At 62.9% G+C, this 18,318-nt stretch carries 17 protein-coding genes; 10 read left to right on the top strand and 7 right to left on the bottom strand.

What is annotated here, in order from left to right:
- Window positions 1–52: 52 nt before the first annotated feature.
- Window positions 53–760, top strand: coding sequence for a murein L,D-transpeptidase catalytic domain-containing protein (locus tag MUY37_RS13505; protein ID WP_499195886.1), 708 nt, complete (start codon window positions 53–55; stop codon window positions 758–760).
- Between the two features lie 6 nt (window positions 761–766).
- On the opposite strand, the gene MUY37_RS13500 is transcribed toward MUY37_RS13505, so the two are convergent.
- Window positions 767–2,194 (bottom strand): L,D-transpeptidase family protein, encoded by a 1,428-nt coding sequence (locus MUY37_RS13500; protein WP_499195885.1) that lies wholly within the window; start codon window positions 2,192–2,194, stop codon window positions 767–769.
- Between the two features lie 148 nt (window positions 2,195–2,342).
- On the opposite strand from MUY37_RS13500, the gene MUY37_RS13495 reads away from it, so the two are divergent.
- Window positions 2,343–3,233, top strand: coding sequence for a DMT family transporter (locus MUY37_RS13495; RefSeq protein WP_499195884.1), 891 nt, complete (start codon window positions 2,343–2,345; stop codon window positions 3,231–3,233).
- Here MUY37_RS13495 and MUY37_RS13490 read toward each other — a convergent pair.
- Complete coding sequence (locus tag MUY37_RS13490; RefSeq protein WP_499195883.1) at window positions 3,230–3,382, bottom strand: hypothetical protein; 153 nt, start codon at window positions 3,380–3,382, stop codon at window positions 3,230–3,232. The two genes, MUY37_RS13495 and MUY37_RS13490, sit on opposite strands and share 4 nt — an antisense overlap.
- 217 nt (window positions 3,383–3,599) lie before the next feature.
- On the opposite strand from MUY37_RS13490, the gene acnA reads away from it, so the two are divergent.
- The 4 genes from acnA to MUY37_RS13470 are packed head-to-tail and all read left to right on the top strand — an operon-like array spanning window position 3,600 to window position 8,123.
- Complete coding sequence (acnA, locus tag MUY37_RS13485) at window positions 3,600–6,275, top strand: aconitate hydratase AcnA (protein WP_499195882.1); 2,676 nt, start codon at window positions 3,600–3,602, stop codon at window positions 6,273–6,275.
- Window positions 6,272–6,697, top strand: a complete 426-nt coding sequence (locus tag MUY37_RS13480; protein WP_499195881.1) for a rhodanese-like domain-containing protein — start codon at window positions 6,272–6,274, stop codon at window positions 6,695–6,697. Before acnA ends, MUY37_RS13480 begins: the two co-directional genes overlap by 4 nt.
- A 44-nt stretch (window positions 6,698–6,741) precedes the next feature.
- Window positions 6,742–7,461 carry a prolyl hydroxylase family protein gene (locus MUY37_RS13475; RefSeq protein WP_499195880.1) on the top strand — a complete coding sequence of 240 codons (720 nt, stop codon included), beginning with the start codon at window positions 6,742–6,744 and terminating at the stop codon, window positions 7,459–7,461.
- Between the two features lie 47 nt (window positions 7,462–7,508).
- On the top strand, window positions 7,509–8,123 hold the full coding sequence (locus MUY37_RS13470) for a hypothetical protein (RefSeq protein WP_499195879.1): 615 nt from the start codon (window positions 7,509–7,511) through the stop codon (window positions 8,121–8,123).
- A gap of 586 nt (window positions 8,124–8,709) precedes the next feature.
- On the opposite strand, the gene ruvB is transcribed toward MUY37_RS13470, so the two are convergent.
- The 4 genes from ruvB to ruvA are packed head-to-tail and all read right to left on the bottom strand — an operon-like array spanning window position 8,710 to window position 11,382.
- Window positions 8,710–9,735 carry a Holliday junction branch migration DNA helicase RuvB gene (ruvB, locus tag MUY37_RS13465; RefSeq protein WP_499195878.1) on the bottom strand — a complete coding sequence of 342 codons (1,026 nt, stop codon included), beginning with the start codon at window positions 9,733–9,735 and terminating at the stop codon, window positions 8,710–8,712.
- Complete coding sequence (locus MUY37_RS13460; RefSeq protein WP_499195877.1) at window positions 9,732–10,223, bottom strand: hypothetical protein; 492 nt, start codon at window positions 10,221–10,223, stop codon at window positions 9,732–9,734. Before MUY37_RS13460 ends, ruvB begins: the two co-directional genes overlap by 4 nt.
- Window positions 10,220–10,777, bottom strand: a complete 558-nt coding sequence (locus MUY37_RS13455) for a DsrE family protein (RefSeq protein WP_499195876.1) — start codon at window positions 10,775–10,777, stop codon at window positions 10,220–10,222. The genes MUY37_RS13460 and MUY37_RS13455 overlap by 4 nt, the downstream gene beginning before the upstream one ends.
- Window positions 10,774–11,382 (bottom strand): Holliday junction branch migration protein RuvA, encoded by a 609-nt coding sequence (ruvA, locus tag MUY37_RS13450; protein WP_499195875.1) that lies wholly within the window; start codon window positions 11,380–11,382, stop codon window positions 10,774–10,776. Before ruvA ends, MUY37_RS13455 begins: the two co-directional genes overlap by 4 nt.
- Before the next feature lie 308 nt (window positions 11,383–11,690).
- Between ruvA and aroC the strand changes: the two genes are divergently transcribed.
- On the top strand, window positions 11,691–12,773 hold the full coding sequence (gene aroC, locus MUY37_RS13445) for a chorismate synthase (protein ID WP_499195874.1): 1,083 nt from the start codon (window positions 11,691–11,693) through the stop codon (window positions 12,771–12,773).
- A gap of 45 nt (window positions 12,774–12,818) precedes the next feature.
- On the opposite strand, the gene MUY37_RS13440 is transcribed toward aroC, so the two are convergent.
- On the bottom strand, window positions 12,819–13,205 hold the full coding sequence (locus MUY37_RS13440; RefSeq protein ID WP_499195873.1) for a hypothetical protein: 387 nt from the start codon (window positions 13,203–13,205) through the stop codon (window positions 12,819–12,821).
- A gap of 294 nt (window positions 13,206–13,499) precedes the next feature.
- Here MUY37_RS13440 and ahpC point away from each other — a divergent pair, with 294 nt between their 5' ends.
- The 3 genes from ahpC (at window position 13,500) to katG (ending at window position 18,235) form a co-directional block, all read left to right on the top strand.
- Window positions 13,500–14,066 (top strand): alkyl hydroperoxide reductase subunit C, encoded by a 567-nt coding sequence (ahpC, locus tag MUY37_RS13435; protein ID WP_499195872.1) that lies wholly within the window; start codon window positions 13,500–13,502, stop codon window positions 14,064–14,066.
- A 172-nt stretch (window positions 14,067–14,238) separates the two neighbouring features.
- Window positions 14,239–15,828 carry an alkyl hydroperoxide reductase subunit F gene (gene ahpF, locus MUY37_RS13430; RefSeq protein WP_499195871.1) on the top strand — a complete coding sequence of 530 codons (1,590 nt, stop codon included), beginning with the start codon at window positions 14,239–14,241 and terminating at the stop codon, window positions 15,826–15,828.
- A gap of 193 nt (window positions 15,829–16,021) precedes the next feature.
- A complete protein-coding gene (gene katG / locus MUY37_RS13425) occupies window positions 16,022–18,235 on the top strand; it encodes a catalase/peroxidase HPI (protein ID WP_499195870.1) in 2,214 nt (737 codons plus the stop codon).
- The last annotated feature ends 83 nt before the right edge of the window (window positions 18,236–18,318 follow it).

Raw genomic sequence — 18,318 nt, 5'->3', positions numbered from 1 at the left:
CGGGCGCAATGTTCATGGCGTCGTCAGTCGCTCCCTGCTAAGGAAATTGTCGATGAAACGCCGCGATCTTATCAAGAGCACTCTTGCTGCCGGAGCAGTGGCAGCCCTTCCCACGCGCCTGTTTGCACAGGTCAATCCCACTTCTGCACGCGACGCGAAGCTGATGGCGATTGCTCGCGCTGAACTGGAACGGGTCGGATCGAAAGTCTGGCGCAAGGATATCGTCGGGATCGCCGATTTCGGGCTGCATTCGGCAAGCAAGCGCTTCCATTTCGTCGATCTCGAGAACGAACGCGTGGCAAGCTATCATGTCAGCCATGGCACGGGCTCCGATGGCGAACACGATGGCTGGCTCAAGCGCTATTCGAATATCGAGGGTAGCGAGGCATCGAGCCGCGGCGCTTTCATGACGCGCAGTTGGTATGTCGGACGTTATGGCACCTCGATCCGCCTGGACGGCCTCGATCCGACCAATTCCAACGCCCTTCCCCGCGCGATCGTGATGCACCAGGCGAATTACGCCACGCCCGAGCATGTCGACCGCTGGGGCCGCCTCGGCCGGTCCAACGGCTGTTTCGCCATGGGGCCGGAGCAGTTCGACCGCGCGCTGATCGACCTGTCGGGCGGACGACTGCTGGTGGCGGGGAGCTATGGCCTTGCGGAAGACGGCAGCACCACGGCACCCCCGGTCGCACAGTACGACCTTCTCCGCCGCGAGGATGGCACGACCTTCAGCCGCACCAACCCGGGCGTTTTCTAATCCCGATCAGCTCGTCTGGAGATCGTCGACGATCTCGATGACCTCTTCGCTCGTTTCCCGCGCCCGCTCGCGCTGGCGCGGCGCATCGAGGGCATCCAGAACCGGCGCATCGCGGCCATAGATATCGTCGAACCGGCGCAGCTCTCCGTTCACATCCACCCCGTAGGTAAAATAGGTGATGTAGGCGGGCCACTGCTTTTCCATCGGGTAGCGCGTGTATTTGCGCGATGCTGTGATTTCGGAGACTTCCTGCTGGATCACGGGCAGGTCTTCGCGGCTGTCGGCATTTCCCAGCATGGCCATCGTCATCGCCAGCTCGCGCGCACCCTGCACCCTGATGCAGCCATGGCTCAAGGCGCGGTTGTCGCGCGCGAACAACGCCTTTGCGGGCGTGTCGTGGAAGAAGATCGCATGCGGATTGGGCATGTCGAGCTTCATTAGCCCGAGCGAATTGCCCGGCCCCGGTTGCTGGACCACGGTGATCCAGCCATTGGCGCCCTTGGTCGCCTTGTAGCCATTGGCCCGCGCCCAGCCGGGATTGTTCAGAACCTTCGCGCCCAGCCCTTCGCCCTTCACGATCGATTGCGGCACCGTCCAGGTCGGGTTGAAGATGACCGCTTCGACCATCTCCGCAAGTTGCGGCGTCGCGGTGCGACCCGGCTTGCCGACCACCACGCGGTAATGCTTGATGATCTTGTCGTTCACCGTCAGCCTTAGCTGGTATTCGGGAACATTCGCCAGAAGATACTGCTTGCCCAGATCGCGCGCGAGCCAGCGCCAGCGATCCATATTGGCCCGGATCAGCTTGCGCTTGGCCGGATCGGTCGTGACCGCGAGCTCTTCCTTCAGGCGCGCATAGTCGGGTGAAACCGGGTTGAGCGCCGTTAGCGTGCCCGCGATGTCGCCACTCTCGACCGCAGCTTCCAGCAAGCGGTGCGATGGCAGGACATCGGGATCGGGATCGACGACGAACCACTGGCGGCGCGCGTCCATCGGCGTCCGACCGTCGCGCAGGTCTTCCACCAACCAGATGAAGATTTCGCTCGCCATCTCGTTGAGCGCTGCGCCTTCGCCACTATCGATCGCCATGCGCAATTCAGCGGGACGGTAGTCGGAGGGCACGAGTCCCTCGGCCTCGACCGTGGGAATGAAAGCGAGCAGATCCCGGGCCTGGGCAATGCTCCATTCGCGGACGAGGACCGGCAATTGCTGAACGATCTCGCCACGCTCCATGCGGATATCGTCGAAGCTTTCATCGACACTTGGCTGCGCCGCCGGGCGCGGTGCATCGGCAGTATAATCGGGAAGCTCTTCGGTGACCTTTTCCGGTTCGGGCGGAAGAAGGTTTTCCGGCGCGCTATCCTGCGCCCAAACCGAGGTCGCGCAGAGCGCAGCACCCATTGCGGTGCCGATAATCAGACGAAAGCGTGTCATAAATCCTACCAGGTTCGGCCCAAGCCCCCATGCGGCGCGTGCAGCCTGACATTACAGTAATCGGTTGCGCGGCGCCAATCCAGTACGTTGGCTTTCGCAAGGCTGAATTGGCAGTGACGTAGGTCGTTCGGCCAGATAGGGCGGCCCGGTGAACCGCAACCATGTCCTTCTCCCCATGGCGATGGCTACCCTGGCGGTTGCCAGCCTTTCACTGATGGACGCCTATATGAAAAGCGCCGCCTTGGCGGTGGGTGCGCTTACGGCCGCCTGGCTCCGCTCGGCAATCGCGACCGGCATAGCGCTGCCCCTGTGGCTGGCGCGTGGCGGACGGTGGCCCGGCAAGCAGGTACTGAAACTGCATCTGCAACGCTCGGTGGTTGCGACTTTCATGGCGCTGACTTTTTTCTATGCCCTCACCACACTGCCCCTGGCCGAAGCGATCGCAATCAGTTTCGTCGCGCCGCTGATCGCCCTCTACCTGGCACGCGTTCTGCTGGGCGAGACGATCAGCCGACAGGCCGTGGTTGCATCGCTCCTTGGGTTTGCGGGAACGCTCGTAATCATCGGCGGAAAGATCGGACAGGCTGATTTCGACTACGATACGGCACTCGGCCTCGCGGCCATCCTCGTTTCCGCGTTGCTCTATGCCTACAGCTTCATCCTGATCCGAAGGCAGTCCCAAGTCGCCGGGCCTGCCGAAATCGCTACCTTCCATTCAGGCGTGTCGGTCGTCCTGCTCGGCCTTGCGGTCCCGTTCCTGTTCGAGATGCCCGACCGCAGCACACTGGTTGACCTCACTGCGGCTGCGGTTCTGACAGTCGTAGGCGCGATGGCCTTCGCCTGGGCTTATGCCCGCGCCGAGGCACAAGTGCTCGTCCCGCTGGAATATTCGGGGTTCTTATGGGCTTCGCTGTTTGGCTGGATATTCTTCGCCGAAAAGCTGACCACGCCAACGATCATGGGCACGGCCATCATTGTCGCGTCATGCTGGGTAGCGGCGCGCAAACCACGCACCCCGACCAGAGACCGCCAGATTTAGCGACTCTGCTCGACCTCGGCCGCCTGTGCCGGCTGATCGGCGAAAGTGAAAGCAGCGGTAAAACAGCCTGCAACGCCAAGCACGGCTGCGAGGACAGCGACGCGAAGCGAACGATGCGGGCTGTCACCCAATTCCAGAAGCGAAGACATTGTTAACTCCATCCTTCGGACCGTGCTGCCCGATGCGGCGCACCTGCCCTGATTTTGCCTTAATAAGCGCTGAAGCCGCCCCTAGGTTCCCCAATTGGTCTATGTTGCAGTGCCGCACTCTTGATTTTTTCGGCGTTCCGGCGCAGGTGCGCGGCACATTCTACCGCCCCGCCCATTGGTCGGGTGACGGCTCTCAACTGAAAGGACAGATGCGCGCATGACCCAGGTCGGCAAGGACACGCTCGGAACCCGCTCCACCCTCACCGTGAACGGGAAGGACTACGCCTATTATTCCTTCGCCAAGGCGGAGAAGACGATCGGCGACGTGTCGAAGCTGCCCTTCAGTCTCAAGGTCCTGCTCGAAAACATGCTGCGCTTCGAGGATGGCGGCTTCACCGTTTCGACCGACGATGCGCAGGCGATCGCCGACTGGCAGAAGAACCCCGCGACCGGCAAGGAAATCCAGTACCGCCCTGCGCGCGTGCTGTTGCAGGATTTCACCGGCGTTCCCTGCGTGGTCGACCTCGCCGCGATGCGCGACGCGATTTCGAAGCTCGGCGGCGATACCGCCAAGATCAACCCGCAGGTGCCCGTCAACCTCGTGATCGACCACTCGGTCATGGTCGACGAATTCGGCCATCCCAAGGCCTTCGAAAAGAACGTCGAGCTGGAATATGCCCGCAATGCGGAGCGTTACGACTTCCTCAAATGGGGTTCGAAGAGCTTCGAGAACTTCTCCGCCGTGCCTCCGGGCACCGGCATCTGCCACCAGGTGAACCTCGAATATATCGGCAAGGGCGTTTGGTCGACCGATGATCAGGACGGTAACGCGGTCGCCTATCCCGACACCTGCGTCGGCACCGACAGCCACACCACCATGATCAACGGTCTGGGCGTTCTTGGCTGGGGCGTCGGCGGCATCGAGGCCGAAGCCGCCATGCTCGGCCAGCCGATCTCGATGCTGATCCCCGAAGTTGTCGGCTTCAAGCTGACCGGCGAAATGGCCGAAGGCGTCACCGCTACCGATCTCGTGCTGACCTGCGTGCAGATGCTGCGCGAAGTCGGCGTGGTTGGCCGCTTCGTCGAATTCTACGGCGAAGGCGTGGCCAAGCTCAGCCTTGCCGACCGCGCGACGATCGCGAACATGGCGCCAGAATACGGCGCGACCTGCGGCTTCTTCGGCATCGACGACAAGACGCTCGAATATATGCGTCTGACGGGCCGCGACGAAGAAACCATCGCGCTGGTCGAAGCCTATTCGAAAGAACAGGGCATGTGGTTCACGCCCGAGAACGAGCCGGTCTTCACCAAAACGCTCGAACTCGACGTGTCCAAGGTCGTGCCCAGCCTTGCCGGCCCCAAGCGTCCGCAGGACCGTGTCGCGCTGCCGGAGGTCGACGAACTGTTCAACTCCGATCTCGAGAAAATCTACAAGAAGAGCGCGCCGTCCCGCGTCAGTGTTGATGGCAAGGACCACGATATCGGTGATGGCGACGTGGTGATCGCGGCCATCACCAGCTGCACCAACACCTCCAACCCCGACGTGCTGATCGCCGCAGGCCTCGTCGCCAAGAAGGCGAATGAAAAGGGCCTGAAGCCCAAGCCCTGGGTCAAGACCAGCCTCGCGCCGGGTTCGCAGGTGGTTACCGACTATCTCGAAAAGTCGGGCTTGCAGAACGATCTCAACGACCTCGGCTTCGACCTCGTCGGCTATGGCTGCACCACCTGTATCGGCAATTCCGGCCCGCTTGCCCCGCCGATTTCGAAGGCGATCAACGGCAACGACATCGTCGCCGCCAGCGTCCTTTCCGGCAATCGCAACTTCGAAGGCCGCGTGTCGCCCGACGTGCGCGCCAACTTCCTCGCCAGCCCGCCGCTGGTAGTCGCTTATGCGCTCAAGGGCACGGTGACCGAGGACATCACCGAAACTCCGATCGGTCAGGATCAGGACGGCAACGACGTCATGCTTGCCGACATTTGGCCGACCAATGACGAAGTGCGCGAACACCGCGCAAAGAACATCGACCGCGAGATGTTCGTTACCCGCTATGCCGATGTCTACAAGGGCGACGAGCACTGGCAGGCGATCAATGTCGAGGCCAGCGACACCTATCGCTGGAACCCGACCAGCACCTATGTCGCGAGCCCGCCCTTCTTCGAAGACATGGAAATGACGCCCGCGCCGGTGACCGACATCACCGATGCGAAGCCGCTGGCGATCCTGGGCGATTCGGTTACCACCGACCACATCTCGCCTGCGGGATCGATCAAGGAAGACTCGCCCGCAGGTTCCTATCTGCAGAGCCACCAGGTTTCGAAGCAGGACTTCAACTCCTACGGCTCGCGCCGCGGCAACCACGATGTGATGATGCGCGGCACCTTCGCCAACATCCGCATCAAGAACGAAATGGTTCCCGGGATCGAAGGCGGCGTCACCACCTACAAGGGTGAGCAGATGCCGATCTACGACGCAGCGATGAAGCACAAGGAAGACGGCACGCCGCTCGTGGTCGTCGCAGGCAAGGAATACGGCACCGGCTCGAGCCGCGACTGGGCGGCCAAGGGCACGATCCTGCTGGGCGTGAAGGCCGTGATCGTGGAAAGTTTCGAACGTATTCACCGTTCGAACCTGATCGGCATGGGCGTGCTGCCACTTCAGTTCAAGGATGGCGACACCCGCAACAGCCTTGGCCTCAAGGCGACCGACAGCTTCACCATCAAGGGGCTGGCGGACCTTACCCCGAGCCAGGATGTCGAAGTCGAAGTCACCCGCGAAGACGGGTCGACCTTCAGCTTCACCGCGCTGTGCCGCATCGATACGGCGAACGAGATGGAGTATTACCGCAATGGCGGCATCCTCCACTACGTGCTCCGGAAACTGGCGTCCGCATGATACGGCATGCGCTCCTCGCGGGATTGGCGACGACTATGCTCGGCGCCTGTTCCGCGCAGGCGCGCCCTGCCGACGACGATGTGGCGGAAGCGTCTGCCCGCGCCGCCGCCGAGACCATCGCCCCGGACACGCTGGCAGCGAAGATCGCCGCAGGCGAGCCGGTCCAGCTCATCGATGTTCGCACGCCGGAAGAGTTTGCTCAGGGCCATCTGGCAGGCGCGATCAACATCCCGCTCGGCGAATTCGATCCGGAAGCCCTGCCCGACCCTCGGGGAAGCGAGCGCATACTCTATTGCCGGTCCGACCGCCGCTCGGGCATCGCCGCCGAACGGCTGGCCGCCGCATCGGGTACGGCCGCCCTGCATCTGGATGGCGGCATCCTTGCCTGGGAGGCCTCCGACTTTCCGGTAGAGCGTGACTGACCCCGCCTTACCTGGAGCGGCAACCGGCGCAGTGCGCGCCTGACATGGCTCTGATCGAATATCTGGCCAAGCTATTGGGTCGCGAGGAAATCGACCCGCAGGCCGATCCGATCGTTATGCGGGAAATCGGCGACACTGTGCGTCGCCAGGCAATGAGCAATCCGCGCCTGGAACCGGCGGGGGGCGACAAGGCGGACATGTTCCTCATGCGCGATTTTCTGCCGACGCAGCAATGTCGCGAGCTCATCGCGATCATCGACAGCCGAATCCAGCCCTCTGTCCTGTTTTCGGAAAAAGTGGCGCCGAGGGGCCGGACGAGTTCGACTCATTTCTTCGCCGAGGGATTGCCCGAGACGGAAAAGCTCGCGGCGAGAATCGGCGAGGTGACGGGCCTGGATCGACGGCATGCCGAACCCTTGCAAGGGCAGCGCTACCGCAAGGGTGAGGAATACCGTCACCACCGTGACCATTTTCGCGTCGATCGACCACATTGGCAGGTCGAGCGCCGACGCGGCGGGCAAAGAAGCTGGACCGCGATGGTCTATCTCAACGGGGTCGAGGCGGGTGGCGAAACCGAATTCCCGGAACTCGATCTGAAGATCGCACCCGAAGCGGGAATGCTGGTCATGTGGGACAATATGGACCGCAAGGGCCGCCCCAACCGCGCAACACGCCACGCCGCGCTACCCGTGGAAGCGGGGGCCAAATATGTCGTGACGCAATGGTACCGCCAGGGCGCATGGAGCCTGCAACAGCGCGACTAAGCTCCTGCCGCAGGCAATTTCCTCAGGCGCCGCGTTTGATCCGGAACTTGCGACGGCCGAGAATCGCGGCAGCCGCCATACCGAACAGCGCCATCATCGGCGGAGCCGGCACGTCGGTCCCGCTGCTGCTGCCCGAGCTGGAGGTGGAGCTGGAGCTCGACGTGCTGGTCGAGGAGGAACTCGAGGTCGAGGTGGAAGACGACGATGAGCTCGACGTGCTGGTGGAGGATGAGGAACTGGTGCTCGAGGTGATGTTGCCGCTCGTCGTCGATACTTCGCCGGTCGAGGTCGAGACAGCGCCGGTCGAAGTGGAGACCTCTCCCGTGGATGTCGAGACCGCGCCGGTGGAAGTCGAAACCTCACCCGTGCTCGTGGTGGTCGAAACCGCGCCGGTCGAGGTGGAGACCTCGCCCGTGCTGCTGCTCGAGCTGGTGGTGGTGGAAACTTCGCCGGTCGAGGTGGAAGTCGAGGACCCGCCGGTCGAGGTGGAGGTGGAACTGCCGCCGGTCGAGGTGGTGGTCGATACGTCGACGATCACATCGGGCGTTTCGCCCCCGGTCGTGGTGGTCGAGTTGACGATGACGCTGCCGCCGCCGCTCGAGCCGGAAAAAAAACCGCCGAAGAAGCCACCGCCGAAACCGCCGCCATATCCGCCGCCATAGCCACCGCCGGGGATCGAACGGGCCGCGCCGCCACCGCCGCCGACCGGCGCCGCTGCGGGCAACGGAGGTACGGGAACGGGGGCCATCGCCTGGCGATAGACCGGCGGGCAGATATTGTTCGGATTATAGGCCGCTTCGGGCGATTCGGCGGGCACGCATTCGACCTGGCGCGGAATGGTGCGGGCACGCGGCACGGTCGGCCGCGGCACGGCGCGCGGCTTGGCCTGCTTGACGTATTTCACCGCTTTCGACTTATATTGCGGATTGTCGGAAATCGGCTTTTCCGCGACATGCACCGCGCCGCCCGCAAGCAGCGCACCACCCGCCGCGGTGGCCGAGAGTTTGGCGAGAGCTGACTTGACCGACATCGTAAAATTCCTCTTGCGACCGCGCAAGAAACGGAGGAATTTCCGTTCCTTGCAGCGACCTTTGATTCTTTATGCAGCGCCCGTTTTCGGATTTTCGCGCGAATTTACTGATCGCTCATGCATGCAGAAAGTAAATTTTTCGCGGAAATGCGAGGGTTGCGCAAGCCCCGTCCCGTTTCGGGACCGTTGAGCGTGGCTTTCTTACCGCACCGATAACCCTATTTGTCGAACATATCGCTCTGGGGCGTCGATGGTGAGGGCAGGCCCAGATGCGCCCAGCCGCCATCGTTGAGGCAACGCCCGCGCGCGGTACGGGCGATCAGGCCGAGCTGGATGAGATAGGGTTCGATCACCTCCTCGACCGTGTCGCGCGGCTCGGACAGGCCCGCCGCGAGCGTTTCCACCCCGACCGGACCACCCTTATATGTGGTGGCGATCATGGTGAGATAGCGGCGGTCCATTGCATCGAGGCCGAGCGAATCGACCTCTAGCCGGGTCAATGCCTCGTCCGCCACTCTCGTGGTCACGATCGGCTCGCCCAGCACGCTGGCGAAATCGCGCACGCGGCGCATCAGGCGGCCCGCGACACGCGGCGTGCCCCGGCTGCGGCGGGCAATCTCGCGTGCGCCGCCCTCGTCGATCCCCATGCCGAGCAGCCCTGCCCCGCGGGTGACGACCTTCAAGAGTTCGTCCTCGGTGTAGAAGTTGAGCCGCACCGGAATACCGAAGCGGTCGCGCAAGGGCGTGGTCAGCAGCCCCTGCCGCGTGGTCGCACCGACCAGCGTGAAGGGCGGCAAATCGATCCGCACGCTGCGCGCCGACGGCCCCTCGCCGATGATAATATCGAGCGCGCGGTCCTCCATCGCCGGATAGAGCACTTCCTCGACCACCGGATTGAGCCGGTGAATCTCGTCGATAAAGAGCACGTCGTTGGGCTCGAGATTGGTGAGCAGCGCGGCCAAATCGCCCGCCTTGGCGATTACCGGACCACTGGTGGCGCGGAACCCCACGCCCAGCTCCTTCGAGACGATCTGCGCCAACGTGGTCTTGCCGAGGCCGGGCGGGCCGAAGAACAGCACATGATCCATCGCCTCGCCGCGCCCCTTTGCAGCCTCGACGAACACGCGCAAATTCTCGCGCGCCGCCTTCTGCCCGACAAATTCGGCGAGCGACTTCGGCCGCAGCGCCGCGTCGGGGTCCTCGGGCTGGCGATTGGGCGAGTGGAGGGGGACGGGTTCGGTCATCCCAACCCCTCAATCGTTATAAAGGAGGCAATAAGGATCGTGATAAATGGTAGGTAGTAAGCAATCTCGATCACTTTCTCGGCCTTTGTCACTTCGGACGCCGAAGTCTCATCCAGCGCTTGGGGCAACCCTTCCGCCTCGCCGGTCGAGGCAAAGTCCTGCAGACCCCGGCCCGCCCTTGACACGAAGAGGTGCATTTTAGCGAAAGCCTGCGCCCTAAAATGAGCGACAATCAAAGTGCAAGCAAGGCCAAGAAAGAACCAAATCAACGCATAAAAGCGCGAGTTTGCATCCAAGCCATCTGAATTGAGAAGTGTGATGATGCCGCCAGATGTGATGGAAAGTTGCGCTGCCAGCAACCAGCGCTCCGTGCCGGTTGCTTGCTCCCTATAAAACTTCGACTCCTCAAGCCAATACAGGGCTTGAGGGGCTGTCCTATCTCGGAGCTGCTGTACCCTCTCCGGGGTAAGTTTGTTTTCCTCACTCAAAACGGGTTCACCGAATAGCCTGCCTGCTGCAGCAGCGCATGCGCGGTCATGGCGGAAAGCGCCAATTCGACGCCGGGGATGAGATCGGACCGGGCAATGCCATGCGCGACGGCGCTCTGGCCGCACAGGATCACGCGCACACCCTGGTCGAGAAGGTCGCGCACCAGGGCGTGGCTGGCGTTCACGCCGGACTTGCCCTGCGCCTCCCATGCCGGTTCCTTGAGCAAGTCGAGCGAAGCACCGCCATGGACCACGACCGCGACCTGAATATCCTCGGGATCGACTCCGGCGCCGACGTGCATGTTGATGAAGCGCGCGGCGCTTTCGATATGGCGGTTGGCCTTCCCCTCGCTCGCCGCCTCGCTGACGTCGAAGCTGTGCTTGAACGCCGTGCCTGCCGTCAGCTTTCCCACGCCCTCGACCGGCGCGTGAGGCCCGAAGTCCTCGAACACCGGCCCGGTCTCGAAGGCGCTCATGTCCTGCGCGCTTGCCGCCGAAGCTACCAGCGCCGCCAAGGCCGCCGTCATCGCATATCGCAAAATTGCCACTCTCATCCCGCTGCCCTCTTCAATGCGACGCGAATGAGGTCGCCCTCGCCCGCATCCTCACCCAGTTCGCCCTGCGCCGCAGCCACCGCGCGCGCGGCCACGGCGGGTTTGAAGCCGAGATTTTCGAGCGCGCTCACCGCATCGGCGCTGGCACTGCCCGCGGGGGTCACGGCGACACCCGCAGCGCCGACCATCCCGCCGCCCGGCAGCGCGCCTGCCTTGTCCTTCAGCTCGTTGACGATGCGCCCCGCCAGTTTCGGCCCGACACCGTTTGCGCGCGCGATCATCGCCGCATCGCCGTTCGAACAGGCGGCCTGCACCTCGCCCGTCGAAAGCGCGGAGAGGATCGCCAGCGCCACCTTGCTGCCGACACCCTGTACCTGGGTAAGCAGACGGAACCAGTCCCGCTCGGCGGCATCGGCGAAACCGAGCAGGCGCATATCGGTCTCGCTCACCTGCAGATCGGTATAGACGGTGCAGGCCTCGCCCACCTCGCCCAGCGCAGCAAGCGTCTTGGTAGAGCAATGGACGAGATAGCCGACGCCCGACACATCGATCACCGCCCAGTCCGCGCCGGTTTCGTCGAGCAGTCCCTTGAGCTTTGCAATCATGGTTTGTTCCTGCCCGACATTGAACGACTTGACCAGTCCGGCGGGCGAATTATCGCCAGCACCTGGCCCAGCCGGGTCCGGGTGACAAAGGCGACACCCCGTCACCCCATAGATTTATGGCACAAACCCATGATTTCGCGGCGTAATATCACTCGAGGACCAGGGTGACACATGGCGGGCACCCCGCCCCCCCTTTCTTACTCCCCATTCCTATCGCAAATTTTCGACCATGTAGGAAAATCTCGGCTTCACCCCGCCCCAAAAAAGGCAAAGTGGACAGGCCTGACTGCTTGGGACAAGACAGGCGTATGAGCTGGAACACATTCGGACGCGTGCTGCGCTTTACCACCTGGGGCGAAAGCCACGGCCCCGCGATCGGCGCGGTGGTCGACGGGTGCCCGCCGGGGATCACATTGTCCGAAAGCGACATCCAGCCCTTTCTCGATGCACGAAAGCCCGGACAGAACAAGTTCACCACGCAGCGCAAGGAACCGGATGCGGTCCGCATCCTTTCGGGCGTGTTCGAAGGCAAGACCACGGGCACGCCGATCAGCCTGCTGATCGAGAACACCGACCAGCGATCGAAGGACTATTCCGAGATCGCGAAATCCTATCGACCGGGCCATGCCGACTATGCCTATGACGCGAAATACGGCTTCCGCGACTATCGCGGCGGCGGGCGCAGTTCGGCGCGAGAGACGGCAATGCGCGTGGCGGCGGGCGCCGTGGCGAGGCTGGTCATCCCCGAGGTAAGCATCGTCGCCTATGTCGCGGAAATCGGCGGCGACCGGATCGACCCCGCGAATTTCGACCGCGAGGAAATCGCGCGCAATCCCTTCTGGTGCCCCGACGCACAGGCCGCAAAACGCTGGGAAAAGCTGGTCGACGAGGCGCGAAAGGCCGGCTCGTCGCTCGGCGCAGTGGTCGAATGCGTGGCCGAGGGTGTGCCAGCGGGCTGGGGCGCACCCGTCTATGCCAAGCTCGATGCCGACCTTGCGGGAGGCATGATGAGCATCAACGCAGTCAAAGGGGTCGAGATCGGCGACGGTTTCGAAGCCGCGCGGCTGACGGGCGAACAGAACGCCGACCCGATGCGGCCCTCTTTAAACGATGGGGGCAATGACGGTCCCCGTTTCGAGGCCAACCATGCAGGCGGGATCGCGGGCGGTATCTCGACCGGCCAGCCGGTCACCTGCAGGGTGGCGTTCAAACCCACCAGCTCGATCCTAACCCCGGTCGCCAGCGTGACCCGCGACGGCGAGGCGACCGAAGTGCGCACGAAGGGGCGCCACGATCCGTGCGTTGGTATCCGCGGAACACCCGTGGTCGAAGCGATGATGGCGCTGGTTCTGGCCGATCACAAGCTGCTCCACCGCGCACAATGCGGCTGAATGCCGCACGTCGCGGTTACGTCAAATGCACGCTTGCCGTGCGCGTTATTCCCGGGGTCTGGGCTGCGTGTAATCGACCGAATCGTCGCAAATCCCGTCCGCTTCGCAATCGTTGATCCCGTCACGATCCGCATCCCAGCTCGGATGCATGGTCGGATCGAGATATTCGGGGCAATAAGTCGCTCCGTATTCCGCAGGTTCGAGACCGGCGGCTTGCGCTTCCGCTTCGCTCGCATAGCGGTTGCCTTCGCCATCGCAGAAGCTGATCTTGCGTTCCGCCACCGGAGTTTGCGAGCCGGTAACCTGCTCGATTTCTGCCTCCGCGATTTCCGCCTCCGCGGCACTCGGGTCGGCATCCTGGCCACCCTGGTCGCACGCGGCAAGGCCGACCAGCGCCGTGATCGCCATCGAAATTCCCAGTTTTCGCATCATCGAATTCCTTCCTCGCAAACGGATCGCAGCCTTCACGTGCTCGTCGGCCCGCATGACAGGCACAACGACCGGCCGTTATTCGCGTTCCTCTATGGGCGGCTGCGGGGCGGCACCCCAGCAGGGCGACCGGCACGGGATGGAAAACCACGAACGCGTCTGGATGCCGAGCTTATCGAAGGTTCCATCGATTTGATCGATTATTTCGATCCTCGCAATCGCAACTTATCGCTTTTGTGCATCGCAACAAGCCCTATCTGACCACCATCAGTTTCAACCCGAACTACGGAGACATTCATGGGTATCATCGGAAGCGAGATCAAACCGTTCACCGCCACTGCGTTTCAGGCCGGCAAGGACTTCTTCGAAGTCACGGACGAAGACGTGAAGGGCAAGTGGGCCGTTTTCTTCTTCTATCCGGCCGACTTCACATTCGTCTGCCCGACCGAACTCGAGGATCTCGGCGAACATTACGAAATGCTTCAGAAACTGGACGTCGAAGTCTATGGGGTGTCGACCGACACCCATTTCAGCCACAAGGCATGGCACGACACCAGCGAGAAGATCGGCAAGCTGAACTTCCCGTTCCTGGGCGATCAGAACCACGTTTTGGCGCGCAATTTCGACGTGCTGCGTGAAGGCGTCGGCCTTGCCGATCGGGCGACCTTCGTGGTCGATCCCGATGGCGTCATCCAGCTTGTCGAGCAGACCTGCGAAGGTGTCGGCCGCAATGCCAACGAACTGGTCCGCAAGATCCGCGCGGCCCAGTACGTCCGCAACAATCCCGGCCAGGTCTGCCCGGCCGCATGGGAAGAAGGCGAAGACACGCTGGCGCCTTCGCTCGACCTCGTCGGCAAGATCTAGGCGTTAAGCCTGATGACAGATCGGGCGCTCTAGGGGCGCCCGCATAAGAGCCCGAGCCTAAAACTCGGGTCGCTGGAAGGCCCGGGGCACCCCCCTCCCCCCTCGCCCCGGGCCTTTTCCCTTCCCCAAGATTTTCGAATCCTTCGTCCCACCCGGAGCCCGGAGTCCGCCCATGCTCGACGCAACCATGACCCAGCAGCTCAAGACCTATCTCGCGAATCTGCGCGAACCGGTCGAACTGGTCGCCTCGCTCGGCGATGACGCCAAGAGCGCGCAGACGCGCGAATTGCTCGAGGAGGTCGCCGCGCTTCACGACCTGGTGAGCGCGAGTTTCGACGGGACCGATGAGCGCAGGCCCAGCTTCGTCATTCGCCGCGGCGGCGATGCAGAAAAGTGGGTCCGTTTCGCGGGCCTGCCGATGGGTCACGAATTCACCAGCCTTGTGCTGGCCCTATTGTGGGCCGGTGGCCACCCTCCGAAAATTGACGCAGACCTGCTCGAGCAGATCCGCGGCCTCGAAGGCGATTACGCGTTCGAGATGTACTTCTCGCTTTCCTGCCATAACTGCCCCGACGTGGTGCAGGCCCTCACCCTGATGGCGCTGGAAAACCCGCGCATCACCGCCACGCTGATCGAGGGCGGCACCTTCCAGGAGGAGGTCGATGCACGCGAGGTCATGGCCGTGCCGGCGACCTTCCTCAATGGCGAACCGTTCTACAACGGCAAGATGGAGCTGGCCGAAATCCTGGCGAAGCTCGACACCGGCAGCGAAGCGAAGGCGGCAGAGAAACTGTCGGCCAAGGACGCGTTCGAAGTGCTGGTGGTCGGCGGCGGCCCGGCCGGGGCCGCGACCGCCATCTACACCGCACGCAAGGGCTTTCGCACCGGCATCGCCGCCGAACGTTTCGGTGGCCAGTTGCACGATACGCTGGGGATCGAGAACCTGCCCGGCACGGTCTATACCGAAGGGCCGAAACTGGCGGGCGAATTGAAGCGTCATGTGGGCGAATACGACATCGACCTGATGGATCTCGCCAAGGCAGTGAAGCTGGTGCCTGCCGAACAGGAAGGCGGTCTGCACACGGTGGAGCTTGGCAATGGCGCAAGCCTCAAGGCGCGCAGCCTGATCCTTGCCACCGGCGCGCGCTGGCGCAATCTCGGCGTTCCGGGGGAAGCGGAATATCGCAACAAGGGCGTGGCCTATTGCCCGCACTGCGATGGTCCGCTGTTCAAAGGCAAGCGCATTGCCGTGATCGGCGGCGGCAATTCCGGTGTCGAGGCGGCGATCGATCTGGCCAAGATCGTCGGTCATGTGACGCTCATTGAATATGACGACAGCTTGCGTGCCGACGAGGTGCTGCAGAAGAAGCTGCGTTCGATGGCCAATGTCGAGATTGTCACCAGCGGCCAGACGACCGAGATTACCGGCAAGGACGGCAAGGTCGACGGGCTCGTGCTGAAGGATCGCGAATCGGGCGGGGAGCGCCGGGTCGAGCTCGAAGGCGTGTTCGTGCAGATCGGCCTCGTCCCCAATACCGAATGGCTGCAGGGTTCGGGCCTCGAACTCACCAAGTTCGGCGAAATCGTCACCGACGAAGAAGGCCGCACCAACCTGCCGGGCATTTTCGGCGCGGGCGATGTGACCGATGTGCCCTACAAGCAGATCGTGGTTGCCATGGGGGAAGGATCGAAGGCGGGCCTGTCGGCCTTCGACTACCTCATCCGTACCGAACCGGCTGAAGACATTGCGCAAGCCGCCTGAGCTTGCCACAGACCGGTCATGAAAGCGTCGCCATTCCAACGGGATGGCGGCGCTTTTCGCATCTGGAGCGCGGTCCGCCCAGTCATCGCCTAAGGCTATTAAATCGACGCAATTAATCGATTGGACGGATTACCGCCAAAGGCGCATCATTCTTTCACCGGATTTTCGAATCTAAAGAGAGTGGAGAGAGACGATGGACGCCAAGACAGGTGAAATGAGCGGCTGCCCCTTCCATGGCGATGGCGAGATGCGCGGCCTGCTGGGCCGGACCAACCGCGATTGGTGGCCCGACAGCCTGCAGCTCGAAATCCTCCAGCAGGGCGGCCGCAGTGCCGACCCGATGGGCGAGGATTTCGACTATTGCGAGGCGTTCAACGCGCTCGACTATCAGGCCCTGAAACGCGATCTGATCGATCTCATGACCGACAGCCAGGACTGGTGGCCGGCGGATTACGGCCATTACGGCCCTTTCTTCATCCGCATGGCATGGCACGCAGCAGGCACTTATCGCACCGGCGACGGGCGCGGCGGCGCGGGCAGCGGCCAGCAGCGCTTCGCCCCGCTCAATAGCTGGCCCGACAACGGCAATCTCGACAAGGCGCGCCGCCTGCTGTGGCCGATCAAGCAGAAATACGGCAAACATATCAGCTGGGCCGATCTCTTCATCCTCACCGGCAATGTCGCGATCGAATCGATGGGCGGCCCGACCTTTGGTTTTGGCGGTGGCCGCAAGGACGTGTTCGAACCGGAAACGGTCTATTGGGGCACCGAGGAACAGTGGGTCGATACCGGCGCGGAAACGCGCATCTTGCCCGATGAAGGCAAGGCGCTCGAAAACCCGCTCGCGGCGATCCAGATGGGTCTCATCTATGTCAATCCCGAAGGGCCGGGCGGCAATCCGCACGATGCCGAAGGCATGGCGCGCGATATGCGCGAAACCTTTGCCCGCATGGCGATGAATGACGAGGAAACGGTCGCGCTGACGGCAGGCGGCCACGCCTTCGGCAAGGCGCATGGTGCCAAGCCTTCCGACACTTTCGGCAAGGCCCCCGAAGGCGAAAACCTGCACACTATGGGCTTCGGCTGGCTGACCGACCCCGAAGAAATCGGCAAGGGCCATATCACCACCAGCGGTATCGAGGGGGCCTGGACGCCGAACCCGATTGAATGGGGCGGCGACTATTTCCGCCTGCTGTTCAAATACGATTACGAGCTGGTGCAAAGCCCGGCGGGCGCGAACCAGTGGCAGCCGATCGATCCGGACCCGGAGGACATGGCGCCCGATGCGCGCGATCCGTCCAAGAAGGTCCCGACCATGATGACCACCGCCGATATGGCGCTGAAGCGCGACCCGGAATATCGCAAGATTTCCGAGCGTTTCCGCGACGACCAGGCAGCGCTCGACAATGCCTTTGCGCGTGCATGGTTCAAGCTGTGTCACCGCGACATGGGGCCAAAGGTTCGCTACCTCGGTCCGGAAGTCCCGGCCGAAGACCTGATCTGGCAGGATCCGGTCCCCGCCGGGAGGCAGGCTTCGGACAGCGCGATAGCCGACTTCAAACGGGCGGTCCTTGATAGCGGACTCACCGTCAGCGAACTGGTCAAGGCGGCCTGGGCCTCGGCCTCGACCTATCGCAATTCGGACCATCGCGGCGGCGCCAATGGCGCGCATATCCGCTTCGATGCGCTGAGGAACTGGGCGGTCAACGATCCAGAGGAATTGGGCAAGGTCCTGGCCAAGCTGGACGAACTGCGCGGTGAGCTCTCGCTGGCCGATGCCATCGTGCTGGGCGGTGCCGCAGCGATCGAGAAGGCAGCGCGGGATGGCGGCTTCGATGTCAGCGTCGATGTGTCCACCGGGCGCGGTGACGCCACCGAAGACCAGTTCGATGCCGAAAGCTGGGAGCCGCTCGAACCCTTCGCGGACGGGTTCCGCAACTATCTCAAGACCAAGGCCAGCGTGAAGACCGAAGACATGCTGGTCGACCGGGCACATCTGCTCGGCCTGTCCATGCCCGAAATGACCGCACTGCTCGGCGGCATGCGCGCGCTGGGCGCGGTCAGCAAGCATACGCAGCATGGCAACAGTATCGGCGTCCTCACCGATCGTCCCGGCGTGCTGTCGAACGACTTCTTCACCAACCTGCTCGCCATGGGCACGGTGTGGGAAGTCGTCGATGAGAGCGGAGACGAGGAGTTCGTCGGCAAGTGCCGCCTCAAGGGGGATGTGAAGTGGCACGCCACGCGCACCGACCTCGTCTTCGGATCGAATTCGCAGCTCCGCGCCGTGGCGGAAGTCTATGCCGAAAACGGGAACGAGCGGAAATTCGTCGACGATTTCGTCAAGGCCTGGACCAAGGTGATGGAAGCCGATCGCTTCGATCTCGAATACGCCAAATATCACTGATCCGGCCCGCCGGTTCGCACGAAACCCCTGGCAGAAATGCCGGGGGTTTTTGTATTCGTGCGATCCGATCACACCGAGCGGCA

The sequence above is a fragment of the Qipengyuania sp. ABI-127-1 genome (assembly GCA_022953095.1).
Classification (GTDB): Bacteria; Pseudomonadota; Alphaproteobacteria; order Sphingomonadales; family Sphingomonadaceae; genus Qipengyuania.
This window is presented reverse-complemented; position numbering and strand designations above follow the sequence as displayed.